This is a genomic window from Bradyrhizobium sp. th-b2, assembly GCF_000426785.1.
GTDB lineage: Bacteria > Pseudomonadota > Alphaproteobacteria > Rhizobiales > Xanthobacteraceae > Bradyrhizobium > Bradyrhizobium septentrionale.
In genome coordinates this window covers 116,977-128,770 of sequence record NZ_AUGA01000014.1, presented here as the reverse complement: position 1 = coordinate 128,770, position 11,794 = coordinate 116,977, and the positions used below count along the sequence as shown (strand labels likewise).

The following is an 11,794-nucleotide window of genomic DNA, read 5'->3' as shown; positions in this document are numbered from 1 at the left end:
GGACATGCTGACGCTTTCCCTCATCGGCATCGGTTGCGGCGATCCCCGGCAACTCACACTCGCTGCGATCGCCGCGATCAATGCCGCCGATCTAATCCTGATCCCGCGCAAGGGGACCGCGAAGTCGGATCTCGCCGAATTGCGGCGAACGATTTGCGCAGAGGCGTTGAGCAACGACCGGACACGCATTGCCGAGTTCGACCTGCCGGTGCGCGATGCCGGCGAGGAGGACTATCGCAGGGGCGTGGACGATTGGCATGATGCGGTCGCCGCGGCCTGGTCGCAGGAAATCGCGCGCCATCTCGGCGGCGAGGGACGTGTCGCCCTGCTGATCTGGGGCGATCCGTCGCTCTATGATTCAAGCCTGCGGATTGCGCGACGGCTCGATCCGCTGCCATCAATCGAAGTCATCCCCGGCATCACGTCGATCCAGGCGCTGTGCGCGGCGCATTCGTTGCCACTCAACGAGATCGGCGAGCCGTTCCTGGTCACCACCGGCCGGCGGCTGCGCGAGGGCGGATGGCCGTCCGGCACTGACACCGTGGTCGTGATGCTCGATGGCGGCGCGGCCTTCCAGGCGCTGGATCCGGCGCGGCTGCGGATCTGGTGGGGCGCCTATCTCGGCATGGCGGATCAGATCATCATGGCCGGTGAGTTGGCCGAGGTGGGTCCTCGCATCGTCGTCACGCGGCGTGAGGCGCGCGAGCGCCATGGCTGGATCATGGACTGCTACATCCTCAAGCGGCAATCATGATTAGGGGCTGTGCCGACGTATCGGCATTCCAGAGCCGCTAATCCTTGAACCCGCGTATCGACGGCTGGATCGTCAGGCGGTAGGCGACGAGCCTGTCGCCATCGAACTGCTCAAGTGTCGTCTCACAGACCGGGCAGCGATACTCGCCCTTGTTTCCTGAGCCGGACGTCAACTCGAGGCGTCGGAATCCAGCCCCGCAGCGCGGGCACGTGACGTCGTCCTTCTTCATCGGCTTACCCCAGAACAACACCGGCGGTATTTTGTAACCCAGACCGCGCGGCGGAACTATGGTCACGGCCGGAGAGCAGCGGACCATTCGTGCATGGCAACGCCGACACGACCTGGATCGAGCAACCGAGCCGGCAGTTCGATCTCGCACGGGAAACGGATCGGCAATTTCAACGTATTCCGCAAATTCAGCAACGAGTTATGGCGTGACATCGAAGCACGTTCTGAACCTTACCTGCACCGCAACAATCGCTGCCGCGTCGCGATGCCCGTCGGTTCCCCACTGCCTGTCCTCGTCAACGCGCGATCGCCGGCGAACGCTGGGTTCGCCGGCGATCCATCGCCATCAGCGGCTGCCACCTATTGCCGCGTCAGGCGAACCACGTCCTGTCTCAGCAGGTAGAGCGAGACGGCGAGCAGGACGACATCCTTCATCAGGAAGGGCACGTTGCCGGTCATCGCAGGGAAACCTCCGGCCGCAACGTCCCAGCCTTCCGGCATGAACGGGATGATCGTGACCGTCGCGATGAACGTGCCGGTCGAGCCGAGCGCGCCGAGAACGCCGAGCCGCTTGTCCCAGAAGCCCGCGAGCAGCAGGGATCCGAAGGTCCATTCCGAGGCGCCGAGGAAATAGCTGGCGCCGGCATGACCGAAGACGGGATACAGCCACCAGATCAACGGCCCGTTGCTGATGAACGGGACCAGCCGTTCGAATTCGTACGGAAACCACTTCTGGTAACCGAAGAACAGGAACATGATCACCATCGAGGCCCGGACGATATGGTAGTCGAGATCCTCCGCGAGCAGGCCGGACCGATACAGCGCGCGAACAAGCGGATTTTGCGTGGTGTTGGCAAGCGTGGTGTTGGAAAGCGTGGTCATGGTCGTGATCCTTTGACGTGACATCGCGCGGTCGCTTCATGCGACGGCGGGGAAGTCGATGTCGGTGTCGTTGATGCGGTTGAAGACGTTGGTGAAGACGGTGGTCGCGAACGCCAGGCTGATCTCGACCAGTTGCGCGTCGCTGTAACCGGCCGCCCGGATTGCCGCGAAGTCCTCGGCGCTGACGGTGCCGCTCGACTGCGCGAGCTTGCGAACGAAATTCACCAGCGCATCGCGCTTGGCGTCGCCGCTCGGCTCGCCGTCGCGGATCTGCTTCAGCGCGTCGGCCTTCACGCCGGCGAGTCTCGCGAGGTGCGAATGCGCGGCGACACAATAATCGCAGCCGCCGGCGGCGCTGATCACGAGCTTGATGACCTCCTGATCGCGCTTGGGTAGGCTGCTGCCGGCCAGCACGGCATCGGCGGCGAGGATCGACTTGAGCGCGGCCGGACCGTGGGCGGCGATTGCCGCGTAGGTGTTCGGGACGCTGCCGATCGCCTTCTTGATCTGGGCGTAGATCTGGCCCGACGGGCCGGTGTCGGTTTCGAGATTGGGGACTGAGAGACGGGACATGGTGGCACTCCTTGTTGGGGTGGCTGAACGATTGCGGAGTGACAATAGGATCGCGATATGAGACATTGAATGTCGCAATAGCTCACATATATGCTCCATAGTCTCAATCTGGCTGCTTCGGGAGATCGCCCATGGATTGGCTCAGCCGGCTGTTCGAGATGATGCCGGTGCGCGGCCGGCTCGACCTGCGCTGCAGCTATGGCGTGCCCTGGCGCATCGACCAGGGACCGGGCGTGAGCAACGAGATCCCCTATCATGCGGTGCTTGCCGGCTCGGCGATCCTCGACGATCCCGCGGGCGGGCGGCCGTTGCAGCTGAAGGCCCGGCGACATTCTTCTGCTTCCCGGCAACCCGCGGCACGTAATGCATGACGGCAGCGGGACGCCACCGCTGCCGGAGCGCAACCGGGCGGCGCAGAATTTCACGATCAGCGAGAACCTGGGTTCGGACGAGCGGCTCGACCTGCTGTGCGGACACTTCGCGATCGCCCCTCCGCACGACCGCTTGTTGCGCACCCATCTCCCGCCGCGTCTTGTCGTGCATGCCGGACCAAGTGTGGGAGAGGGAACGGCCGCACAGCTCGCCGGACTTGTGTCGCTGATGCGCAGCGAAACGACGGACGATCGTCTGGGCGGCCGCGCCATGCTGAACGCGCTGTCCACGGCGATGTTTGCGCTTGTGCTGCGGCTTGCGAGCGAGACCGACGCAGAGTCACGCGGCCTGCTTGCGCTGGCCGGCGATCCTCGCCTTGCACTGGCGGTGGCCGCCATGTTCAACGAGCCTGAGCGCGCATGGTCGCTGCCGGAGCTTGCGCGGTTGTGCAACATGTCGCGCGCCACGCTGGCACGGCAGTTCCAGGACAAGCTCGGGCGATCGGCCAGCGATCTGCTCACCGATATCAGGATGACGCTGGCGGCGAACGAGTTGAGGCGATCGTCGCTCTCGACCGGCGGCGTTGCGGAGATGGTCGGCTATCAGTCGGAGGCCGCATTTCAGCGCGCCTTCAAGAGCCACATGGGCGTCACGCCGGCGCAGTGGCGAAAAGTGCAGCATTCCGGACAGGACGTGCTGGCGGACCGTGTCGCATCGGCCGATTTGAAGGCGATGTCCGCGGCTGTTGATCGATAGTTTGCGAGGGAGAGGCGGCCGGTGGGCGATCGCCACCGGCCGCTTCGCGGGCCATCACGCCCGCACGGCGGCGGCCTGCTGCAGAACCGGGATCATGTCTTCCGGCTCCGGGCGGCTTGTGTAATCCGGGTTGACCTCGGAGTAGAGGATCACGCCGTTCTGTCCGATCACGTAGCGCCCCGGCATCGGCAGCGTCCAGCTCGGATCGTCGTTGAATGTCGGCAGATCGTTCTTCAGCTGCTTGTAAAGGGCGACCAGATAGTCGGGCAGATGGAAGCGCAGTCCGAAGGCCTCGGCGACCTCGCCCTTCGCGTCGGACAGGATCGGGAAGGAGAGCTTGTTCTGGCGCACCGATTTGCGGCTGTTCGGCGCGGTCTGCGGCGAGATCGCAACCAGCGAGGCGCCGTATTTGTCGAACTCCGCTTTGGCGGCTTCGAGCGCCTGCAGTTCCATGTTGCAATACGGGCACCAGACGCCGCGGTAGAAGCTGAGCACCAGCGGGCCGCGCTGGAACAGATCGGCCGAATTGACGACCTTGCCGTCGGGGTCCCTGAGCGAGAAGGTGGGGGCGACGTCGCCGGCCCGCTTGGCGCGTTGCGCGGCGCCGGACGCGATCAGCTCCGCGGTGGCGCGGTGCATGATCTCGATGACCGGCCGGGGAACGCTGTAGGGCGGCTTTCCGGCTTCGAAATCGGCTTTGAAAGCATCGAGTTTGGCTTGAAGCGACATGACGGTTCTCCTTGGCTGCTGCGTGGTGGACGGCGGCGCCGTCCGTGTTTGTTGAACTCACACGCAGCAAGCTAAAGGAGACCGCCGTGCCGGGTAGCGCTGCCGTCCGACTAGTCCTTATTCCCGTTGGGAATAAATCGAGCGGTCAGCAGCCGCGGCAGATGACCAGCTTGCGGTCGACGTCCTGGTCGAACTGCTGTTGCTGCCGCTCCCATGCCGACACGGTCTCGGGTTTGGGAGCGTCGGCGCGCTGCGGCTGCCGGTGGCCGACCGGTGCTAGCCAGGGCCGGCGCGAGGTCAGCGCAGCCGCATTGACGTTGGTATGATCCGCCGTCGCGCTGATCTGCAAATCGGGAAACACGCGGATCGTGTCGGACTGGCTGGCGTTCGCAGGTGAAAGCAGGCTGGCGAAGACGAAGGCCGCGGCGGCGGTATGGGCAGCGCGCTTCACGATCGAGATGCGGGACATGGCGACACTCCTTGGCGGGAGGCTCGGGATGAGCAACTCCATTGCCGCCACCCTACGCACCGGTGCGCCGCGCTGAATGCCATCGGGGATCGAAGACATGCTCGTTCGTCTCACCGGCTGCCGACGCGGGCCGGGGGACGTCGTCATTCGTTGAAGGTGCGCTCAAAGAAGGTCACGAACGTCCGCGCCTTGGCGGTCGCGGCGCGCCCGCCCGGAAGCACGGCCCAGAGATCGAGCGCGGGCAGACCCCATTCCGGCAACACCGCCCGCACGGCGCCCGACCGGAGTTCGGGGCTGAACATCCATTCCGATGCGACGGCGATGCCCGCATCGGCAAGCACTGCGGCCCTGACGCCCTCGGCGGCGGTCACCCGCAGCCGGCTCTGCACGGTGACGGCGAGCTCTGTGCTGTCGCGCCGGAACGACCACACGCTGCCCTCGCGGAGATAGACGACGGCCTGATGCCGGCTCAGCTCACTCGGCGTGGACGGCGTGCCGGCGCGCTTGAAATAAGCCGGCGTGCCCAGCACCAGGCGCCTGCATCTTGCAACACGGCGTGCGGTCAGCGTCGAGTCCGTCATCTTGCCCATTCGCAGCGCCACGTCGATGCCCTCCTGCACGAGGTCGATCTGACGATCGTCGAGCACGACCTCGAGTTCGAGCTCCGGGTTCTGCGCCAGAAACTTCGGCAGCATCGGAATGAGATGAATGCGGGCGAAGGTGACGGCGGCGCAGACGCGCAACCGGCCCTTGAGGCCCGCGCCGGCGCCACGCGCGGCGAGCTCTGCCTCGGCGGCCTCTTCCAGCGCGCGCCTGGCACGCTCGAGATAGCCCAATCCTGCTTCCGTCGGGGTGAGGCCACGGGTCGAACGGGTGAGCAGTTTGACCCCGAGAAATTCCTCGAGCTGCGCGACGGACTTCGAGACCGCCGGCTGGCCGATCCGAAGTTGCCGCGCGGCGCCGGAGAAGGATCCGGTTTCGATCACCCGAACGAAGGTCTCCATTGCCGCCAGGCGGTCCATGATATTCTCCGCAGGAATGAGCCGGTCCGCCCTTTCTGCCATGCCCTGCGAAGGTTGACCATCACGCGCGCCGGTGCGAGCCGGCGGCCGCTCGATGGTGTCGCTACCGGTCGAGCAGGGTTGGCTTGAACACGGAGAGCGGCGCGGGATCGCGGCTCGGCGGCGGCGGGACCTTCCCGTCGATATCGGTGAAGCCGTATTCGGCCGCCAATTCCGAGGCGAGCAGTATCTGGCCGCTCTTGGCCATCACGTCGGGATCGGCGGCAAGTGCGGCGACCGCGCGGCCGGCGAACACCGGCGTCTCGCCGCGTTCGGCAATCAGCCTGGCGAGCGCCGGCGGCACGCGGTCGGGCTGCGCCGCAAGCTTCTCGCTCTTGATGTAGCCGGGCCAGATCGAGACCGCGGCGACGCCGAAAGGCTGCAGCTCATGCGCCATGTCGCGCGCCATCCGATCGACGCCTGATTTCTGAACGCCGAACGGGACATTGAAGGTGTATCTGACGCCGCCACCCGACGAGGTGTTGACGATCAGGCCGCGCGCTTGCCGCAGCATCAGCGGGACGGCGAGCTGGCTCGCGACGAAATGCGAGCGCAGGCCGACGCGATGCAGGGTGTCCCACAGCGAGGTCGGCACCTGCCAGAACGGGACATTGACCGGCATCACGTTCGGCGCCGCAAACACATTGTTGACGAGCACGTCGAGGCGGCCATGGTCGCGCCGGATCAGGTCGAAGATCTCCTGCACCGAACCGTCGTCCGAATGATCGCACAGCAGGCCGATGCCCCGGCCGCCGGCCTCATCGATCGCAGCGATGGTCTCATCCAGCGATCCCGGCCACTCCGATCCTCCGCTCTTGCGTGTGCGCGCCGTGACGATGACGGTGGCGCCGGCTTCGGCGAGGCCGATCGCGACGCCCTTTCCGACGCCGCGGCTTCCTCCCGTCACCAGCGCGATACGATCCTTGAGGCGTCCCTTGGTCATGCGATCTCCCGATATGGCTTCTTTGGAAGATAACTTGACAATAATCTTCCTAGGAAGATATTAGGCTCAGAATGTCGAAGGCGTCAACCAGGGAGGTTTCGCGATGGTCACGAGGGAAGAGAATGAATTGCTGTGCCGCGTCACGGGTGACGCGCCGATGGGACGGATGCTGCGGCAGCATTACTGGCTGCCGGCCGTTCTCTCGGTGCGCGTGCGCAAGGGAGAGGCACCGGTCCGGGTCAAGTTGTTCGGCCGCAACTTCGTGGCGTTCAGAGGCAAGGACGGCACCGTCGGATTCCTCGACGAGGCCTGTCCGCATCGCGGCGCCTCGCTTGCGCTAGCGCGGGTCGATGATTGCTCGCTGACCTGCCTGTTTCACGGCTGGAAGATCAACGCCAGCGGCGAGGTGCTGGACGTTCCCAATGAGCCGAACAACCCCAGGGAATTCGCCAAGACCGTCAAGGCGAAATCCTATCCGGTGCGGGAAGGCGCCGGGCTGATCTGGGTTTGGCTCGGGGAGGGCACGGCGCCGCCCGCGCCGGACTTCGAATGGATGGATCTGCCGCCGGATCAGGTTTACGCGGCCGGCATCGAGCTCAATGCCAACTGGCTGCAGGGCGTCGAGGCCACCATCGATTCCTCGCATGTCGCGCTGCTGCATCAGAGCTGGACCGCGACATCGTCGAGCGATTTCGGTGCGACCCGCGTCAACACCGAAGTCGGCTACGAATTCGAGAAGAAGTCCTACGGCTTCCGCGCCGCGGCGCTGCGTACCGCGCCGGACGGATCGTGCCTTGCCCGCGTCACCGAGTTCGTGATGCCCTACTATGGCCTGATCGCGCCGATCTTCTCCGGACCGCAGCAGGATCGCACTGCGATCATCGCGGTGCCAATCGACGACGAGAACCTGATCCAGTGGTACATTTTCTACAATCCCGAGAAGCCGGTGGATTCCTGGCGCAAGGTGCAGCGCGCCAACCAGTGGCCGATGGCCGGCGGCCTGCCGGGTGACCAAACCAACAATTGGGGACAGAACCGCCAGATCATGGATGCCGGCAACAGCACCGGTTTCCACGAGATCGTCATCGAGGATTTCGTGGTGATGGTCAGTATGGGGCCGATCGTCGACCGTTCGCAGGAATATCTCTGCTCGGCGGACCAGGCGATTGTCAGGGTGCGTCGCCAACTGCTCGACGAGGTGCGCGGCTTCATGGACGGCAAGGCGCCGAAGAGCGGCCAGAGCGAAACCACGTCCTACAAGGACATTCGCGCGGTCGGTGGCCGGCTCGCCTCCGCCTCGGAGGATTGGCGGCAGATACCCCGTTGATCGGATCGGAAGCCCCCCGGGCGCGGACGGTGTGTCCGCGCCCATGTCCCGGTCTTGGCCCAGGAGACGCCATCTCATGACATTGCAAAAATCGACCTGGCATCATCTATGTGCCGCCGCGAAACTGTCGGAAGGCGAGCCGCTCGGCTTCAAGGTGGGCGACCGGCGTGTCGCGCTCTACAAGGTCGACGACGACATCTTCGCAACGGACGATGTCTGCTCGCACGCGTTTGCGCTGTTGTCGACGGGGTTTCTCGAAGGACACGTGATCGAATGCCCGCTGCATGGCGCGATGTTCGATGTCCGTAACGGCAAATGCCGGTCCAGCGCCTACAAGGATATCGAGGTGTTCAAGGTCGAGATCCGCGACGGCGAGGTCTATGTACAGCTCGACGGCGGTGCTGCGCTCGAAACTGCTCGTGAGGGCGGCGTGGACGTCAAGCCGTGAGCGGCCTTGTCGTCATCGGCGCATCCTATGCCGGCATTCAGGCGGCGCTTGCGGCGCGTGACGCCGGCTATGCCGAGCCGATGACCGTGATCGCCGATGAGCGCGCGCTGCCGTATCAACGGCCGCCGCTTTCCAAGGACTTCCTGCTCGGCGAGATCGGCGCCCATGAGCTCCTCATGCACGACGAGGCCATTTTCGCTGGCAAGCGAATCGAGCTGCTCCTGGGCCATCGCGTTGTCGAGATCGATCGCAGTGCCGGCCGGGTCGCGCTGGCCGGCGGCGCGGTGCTCGCCTTCGACAGCCTCGTCATCGCGACCGGCTCGCGCGCGCGGAGGATCGCTATCAGCGGCGCCGAACTCGACGGCGTCTGCTATCTGCGATCGGTCGCTGATGCCCTCGATCTCAAGGCGCGGCTCGGCCGGGCCAGCGAGATCGTGATCGTGGGTGGCGGCTTCATCGGGCTCGAGGTGGCGTCCTCGGCGGCCAGGTTCGGCAAGCGGGTGACGATGATCGAGGCCGCGTCCCGATTGCTCGAACGGGCGGTGTCTCCGGTGGTGTCGCGCTTCCTGCTTGATCGTCACGTCCGCGCGGGCGTTGCGGTGAAGTTCGGCACGGCTGTTTCGGCCATGATCGGAGAGGGCGGACGGGTCGTGGCGGTCGAACTGAACGGCGGCGTCCGTCTCGGCGCCGACCTTGTCGTCGTCGGCATTGGCGGCATCGCCAATGATGAGCTCGCCATTGCCGCGGGGCTCGAATGCGCCAATGGCATCGTGGTGGATGAGCATGGCCGGACCGCATGCCCGGGCATCTACGCCGCCGGCGACTGCGCCAATCACTACAGCCGGTTCGCGGAGGGCTGGATCAGGCTGGAGTCGGTTCAGCATGCGCAGGATCAGGGAGCGGCCGCAGGGCTTGCGATCGCGGATCGCCACGAGCCGTACGACAGTGTGCCGCGGTTCTGGTCGGATCAGCACGATCTCAAGCTTCAGACCGTTGGCCTCGCCGCGCGCAGCGACCGGATCGCTATCCGCGGCGCGATCGAAGCCGGCCGGTTCTCCGTGTTCAGCTACCGGCAGGGCAAGCTGGTCGCGGTCGACAGCATCAACAATCCGGGCGATCAGATGGTGGCGCGGCGCCTGATCGCTGCCGGCATTTCGCCGACACCGGACCAGGCCGAAGACAACTCATGCGATCTCAAATCGCTGCTGAAGACGGGCAACAAGGCTGTTGCGTAGTGTGTCGGCGGAGGCAGTCAATCGGCTGCGGCGAGCCGGCCGGACTTCTTCGGCGCCTTCACGGTTCGGACGGCGAGCAGCTTGCGCAGGCAGCGGTCGAGCATGGCGAGCTCCGCCTTGGTGAGCCCGCTCGCCTCGGTCACGCTCGCAACGACTCTCGCAACCTCGGCAATGCCGCGGTCGGCGGTCGCGAGACCCTTGGCGGTGAGGCGGACCAGCTCCGAGCGGCCGTCGTCGCTGGCCGAGACGCGGAGAACGAAGCCGCCTTCCTGCAGCCGGGCCACGCGCTTGGTCATGGCGCCCGATGTGACGAGGAGGGCGCGGAACAGGTCGGTCGGACGCAACTCGTACGGCTTTCCCGAGCGCCTGAGCGCCAGCAGGACATAGAGCTCACCGGTCTGCAGGCCGACGGCCTTCGCGATGTCCTGCAGGCGCATCTCATGCAGTTGGTTGACGCGCTCCAGCCGCAACAAGGTGCAGGCGGCGGCGAGGTCGAGGTCGGGGCGCTGTTCGAGCCAGGCGGCCTCGATGTCGTCGTAAAGGGTGCTGTCGGGTGCAGGCGGCTGCTTGATCGCAGGTTCGGCGCGGCGTGACACGCTGCTCTTCTTCATTCCCTTCCAGTCCCCTTCGTCCCGCGCCAGCGGCGCGGCATCATCCGTACAATAATCTAACACTGTCGAATTGATGTGTCGCCCCGCAAGTTCCTTGGTCTCGCTCGAGGTCCCGCGATCGCGCCGCGGAGCGGCCATTTGCCGCTTGAAGTTTGGGTTGACAACTATCTTCCTAGGAAGAATATTCCGGGTAAGAAAACAGAGGGAGGAGCGCATGCGCGGACTTCGCGCGAGATTCTGGTTCGCAGCCTTGCTGGCTGCTTGCGGTCCGGCCGGGGCGGCCGAGACCGAGTTGATCCTCGGCCAGACCATGCCCTATAGCGGGCCGGCGTCGGCGCTGAGTGCCGTCGGCAAGGTGCAGACCCGCTATTTCCAGATGATCAACGACCGCGGCGGCATCAACGGCCACAAGGTCAACCTGATCTCGCTCGACGATGGCTATAGCCCGCCGAAGGCCGTCGAGCAGACGCGCCGATTGATCGAGAATGACGAGGCAGTCGCGATCTTCGGCAGCATGGGAACCGCGCAGAATGCGGCGGTCCAGAAATATCTCAATGCCAAGAAGATCCCTCAGCTGTTCGTGTTCGCGGCCAGCGAGCGCTTCGCCGATCCGAAGACGAGCCCTTACACGATCTCGGGGATGACGCTGTTCAGCACCGAGGCTGCGATCTATGCGCGGCTGGTCGCCGAGCACACTCCCGCCTCGCGCGTCGCCGTGTTGTACCAGAACGACGACTACGGCCGCGAATATCTCCGCAGCTTCAGGGCCGAACTGGCCCGGCTCGATCCCAAGGCCGAGATTGTCGCAGCGTCGCCTTACGAGGTCACGTCGCCCACGGTCGATTCGCAGGTCGTCTCGCTGGCCAGCACCAACGCCAACGTGTTTCTCAATGCGTCGACCGGCAAGTTTACCTCGCAGGCGATCCGCAAGGCAGGCGAGCTCGGCTGGCGTGCGCAGCAGTTCCTGCCGATCGGCAGCAACTTCGTGCCGACGATCCTCAGGCCGGCCGGGCTCGACAACGCCAAGGGGGCGATCTCGGCGACGCCGACCAAGTCGGTCGGCGATCCGGAATGGGCCAACGATCCCGCTTATCTCGAGTGGCTGGCCTTCATGAAAAAGTACTATCCCGAGGGCGACATCGAGGATCAGCTCAACTTCACCGGATGGAATGTCGCTGTCCTCATGACCAAGGTTATCGAGGCTTGCGGCGACGATCTGTCCCGGCAGAACCTCATGAAGCACGCCACCGCGCTGAAGAACGTTGCGCTTCCGGGCTTGATCCCGGGAATCACCGTCAACACCAGCCCGGACGATTATCGTTTGATCACGTCGCTGCGGCCGCAGCGTTTCGATGGCGAACGCTGGGTTCCGATGTCCGGGGCCATGGCCGCGCAGTGAGGTGTGC

13 protein-coding genes and 1 pseudogene are annotated in these 11,794 nt (G+C 65.1%); 6 read left to right on the top strand and 8 right to left on the bottom strand.

Features of this window, described 5'->3' with window-relative positions; all coding sequences use genetic code 11:
- The first annotated feature begins 4 nt into the window (after positions 1-4).
- Entirely contained in the window at positions 5-754 is a 750-nt protein-coding gene (gene cobF / locus K359_RS0118425) for a precorrin-6A synthase (deacetylating) (protein WP_029080674.1), read from the top strand.
- A 37-nt stretch (positions 755-791) separates the two neighbouring features.
- Here cobF and K359_RS0118420 read toward each other — a convergent pair whose 3' ends face one another.
- From K359_RS0118420 to K359_RS0118410, 3 genes are all read right to left on the bottom strand, one after another.
- Complete coding sequence (locus tag K359_RS0118420; RefSeq protein ID WP_029080673.1) at positions 792-983, bottom strand: hypothetical protein; 192 nt, start codon at positions 981-983, stop codon at positions 792-794.
- Between the two features lie 359 nt (positions 984-1,342).
- Positions 1,343-1,864, bottom strand: a complete 522-nt coding sequence (locus K359_RS0118415; protein WP_035976744.1) for a YkgB family protein — start codon at positions 1,862-1,864, stop codon at positions 1,343-1,345.
- 36 nt (positions 1,865-1,900) lie between these two features.
- A complete protein-coding gene (locus tag K359_RS0118410) occupies positions 1,901-2,437 on the bottom strand; it encodes a carboxymuconolactone decarboxylase family protein (protein WP_029080671.1) in 537 nt (178 codons plus the stop codon).
- Between the two features lie 131 nt (positions 2,438-2,568).
- On the opposite strand from K359_RS0118410, the pseudogene K359_RS52325 reads away from it, so the two are divergent.
- Positions 2,569-3,565 (top strand): annotated as a pseudogene (locus K359_RS52325) (AraC family transcriptional regulator).
- Between the two features lie 54 nt (positions 3,566-3,619).
- Here the strand turns inward: K359_RS52325 and K359_RS0118400 are convergent.
- The 4 genes from K359_RS0118400 to K359_RS0118385 all read right to left on the bottom strand — a co-directional run bounded on the left by K359_RS0118400 (position 3,620) and on the right by K359_RS0118385 (position 6,767).
- On the bottom strand, positions 3,620-4,294 hold the full coding sequence (locus tag K359_RS0118400; RefSeq protein WP_029080670.1) for a peroxiredoxin-like family protein: 675 nt from the start codon (positions 4,292-4,294) through the stop codon (positions 3,620-3,622).
- A 145-nt stretch (positions 4,295-4,439) separates the two neighbouring features.
- Positions 4,440-4,763 (bottom strand): hypothetical protein, encoded by a 324-nt coding sequence (locus tag K359_RS0118395; protein WP_245284654.1) that lies wholly within the window; start codon positions 4,761-4,763, stop codon positions 4,440-4,442.
- Between the two features lie 143 nt (positions 4,764-4,906).
- Complete coding sequence (locus tag K359_RS0118390) at positions 4,907-5,785, bottom strand: LysR family transcriptional regulator (protein ID WP_029080668.1); 879 nt, start codon at positions 5,783-5,785, stop codon at positions 4,907-4,909.
- Positions 5,786-5,888: 103 nt separating this feature from the next.
- Positions 5,889-6,767 carry an SDR family NAD(P)-dependent oxidoreductase gene (locus K359_RS0118385; RefSeq protein WP_029080667.1) on the bottom strand — a complete coding sequence of 293 codons (879 nt, stop codon included), beginning with the start codon at positions 6,765-6,767 and terminating at the stop codon, positions 5,889-5,891.
- 103 nt (positions 6,768-6,870) lie between these two features.
- Here K359_RS0118385 and K359_RS0118380 point away from each other — a divergent pair, with 103 nt between their 5' ends.
- The 3 genes from K359_RS0118380 to K359_RS0118370 all read left to right on the top strand — a co-directional run bounded on the left by K359_RS0118380 (position 6,871) and on the right by K359_RS0118370 (position 9,777).
- On the top strand, positions 6,871-8,094 hold the full coding sequence (locus K359_RS0118380; RefSeq protein ID WP_029080666.1) for a Rieske 2Fe-2S domain-containing protein: 1,224 nt from the start codon (positions 6,871-6,873) through the stop codon (positions 8,092-8,094).
- 76 nt (positions 8,095-8,170) lie between these two features.
- On the top strand, positions 8,171-8,542 hold the full coding sequence (locus K359_RS52320) for a non-heme iron oxygenase ferredoxin subunit (RefSeq protein WP_051346193.1): 372 nt from the start codon (positions 8,171-8,173) through the stop codon (positions 8,540-8,542).
- Positions 8,539-9,777 carry an NAD(P)/FAD-dependent oxidoreductase gene (locus tag K359_RS0118370; RefSeq protein WP_029080665.1) on the top strand — a complete coding sequence of 413 codons (1,239 nt, stop codon included), beginning with the start codon at positions 8,539-8,541 and terminating at the stop codon, positions 9,775-9,777. The genes K359_RS52320 and K359_RS0118370 overlap by 4 nt, the downstream gene beginning before the upstream one ends.
- A gap of 17 nt (positions 9,778-9,794) precedes the next feature.
- Here the strand turns inward: K359_RS0118370 and K359_RS58885 are convergent, their stop codons facing one another.
- Positions 9,795-10,388 carry a MarR family winged helix-turn-helix transcriptional regulator gene (locus K359_RS58885; protein WP_165128819.1) on the bottom strand — a complete coding sequence of 198 codons (594 nt, stop codon included), beginning with the start codon at positions 10,386-10,388 and terminating at the stop codon, positions 9,795-9,797.
- A 214-nt stretch (positions 10,389-10,602) separates the two neighbouring features.
- Here K359_RS58885 and K359_RS52310 point away from each other — a divergent pair, with 214 nt between their 5' ends.
- Complete coding sequence (locus K359_RS52310) at positions 10,603-11,787, top strand: ABC transporter substrate-binding protein (RefSeq protein WP_035976743.1); 1,185 nt, start codon at positions 10,603-10,605, stop codon at positions 11,785-11,787.
- Positions 11,788-11,794 lie beyond the last annotated feature (7 nt).

Excerpts from the sequence above, each read along its gene's own strand:
- cobF (WP_029080674.1), top strand. The coding sequence starts at position 5 with ATGCTGACGCTTTCCCTCATCGGCATCGGTTGCGGCGATCCCCGGCAA.
- K359_RS0118420 (WP_029080673.1), bottom strand. The coding sequence starts at position 983 with ATGAAGAAGGACGACGTCACGTGCCCGCGCTGCGGGGCTGGATTCCGA.
- K359_RS0118415 (WP_035976744.1), bottom strand. The coding sequence starts at position 1,864 with ATGACCACGCTTTCCAACACCACGCTTGCCAACACCACGCAAAATCCG.
- K359_RS0118410 (WP_029080671.1), bottom strand. The coding sequence starts at position 2,437 with ATGTCCCGTCTCTCAGTCCCCAATCTCGAAACCGACACCGGCCCGTCG.
- K359_RS0118400 (WP_029080670.1), bottom strand. The coding sequence starts at position 4,294 with ATGTCGCTTCAAGCCAAACTCGATGCTTTCAAAGCCGATTTCGAAGCC.
- K359_RS0118395 (WP_245284654.1), bottom strand. The coding sequence starts at position 4,763 with ATGTCCCGCATCTCGATCGTGAAGCGCGCTGCCCATACCGCCGCCGCG.
- K359_RS0118390 (WP_029080668.1), bottom strand. The coding sequence starts at position 5,785 with ATGGACCGCCTGGCGGCAATGGAGACCTTCGTTCGGGTGATCGAAACC.
- K359_RS0118385 (WP_029080667.1), bottom strand. The coding sequence starts at position 6,767 with ATGACCAAGGGACGCCTCAAGGATCGTATCGCGCTGGTGACGGGAGGA.
- K359_RS0118380 (WP_029080666.1), top strand. The coding sequence starts at position 6,871 with ATGGTCACGAGGGAAGAGAATGAATTGCTGTGCCGCGTCACGGGTGAC.
- K359_RS52320 (WP_051346193.1), top strand. The coding sequence starts at position 8,171 with ATGACATTGCAAAAATCGACCTGGCATCATCTATGTGCCGCCGCGAAA.
- K359_RS58885 (WP_165128819.1), bottom strand. The coding sequence starts at position 10,388 with ATGAAGAAGAGCAGCGTGTCACGCCGCGCCGAACCTGCGATCAAGCAG.
- K359_RS52310 (WP_035976743.1), top strand. The coding sequence starts at position 10,603 with ATGCGCGGACTTCGCGCGAGATTCTGGTTCGCAGCCTTGCTGGCTGCT.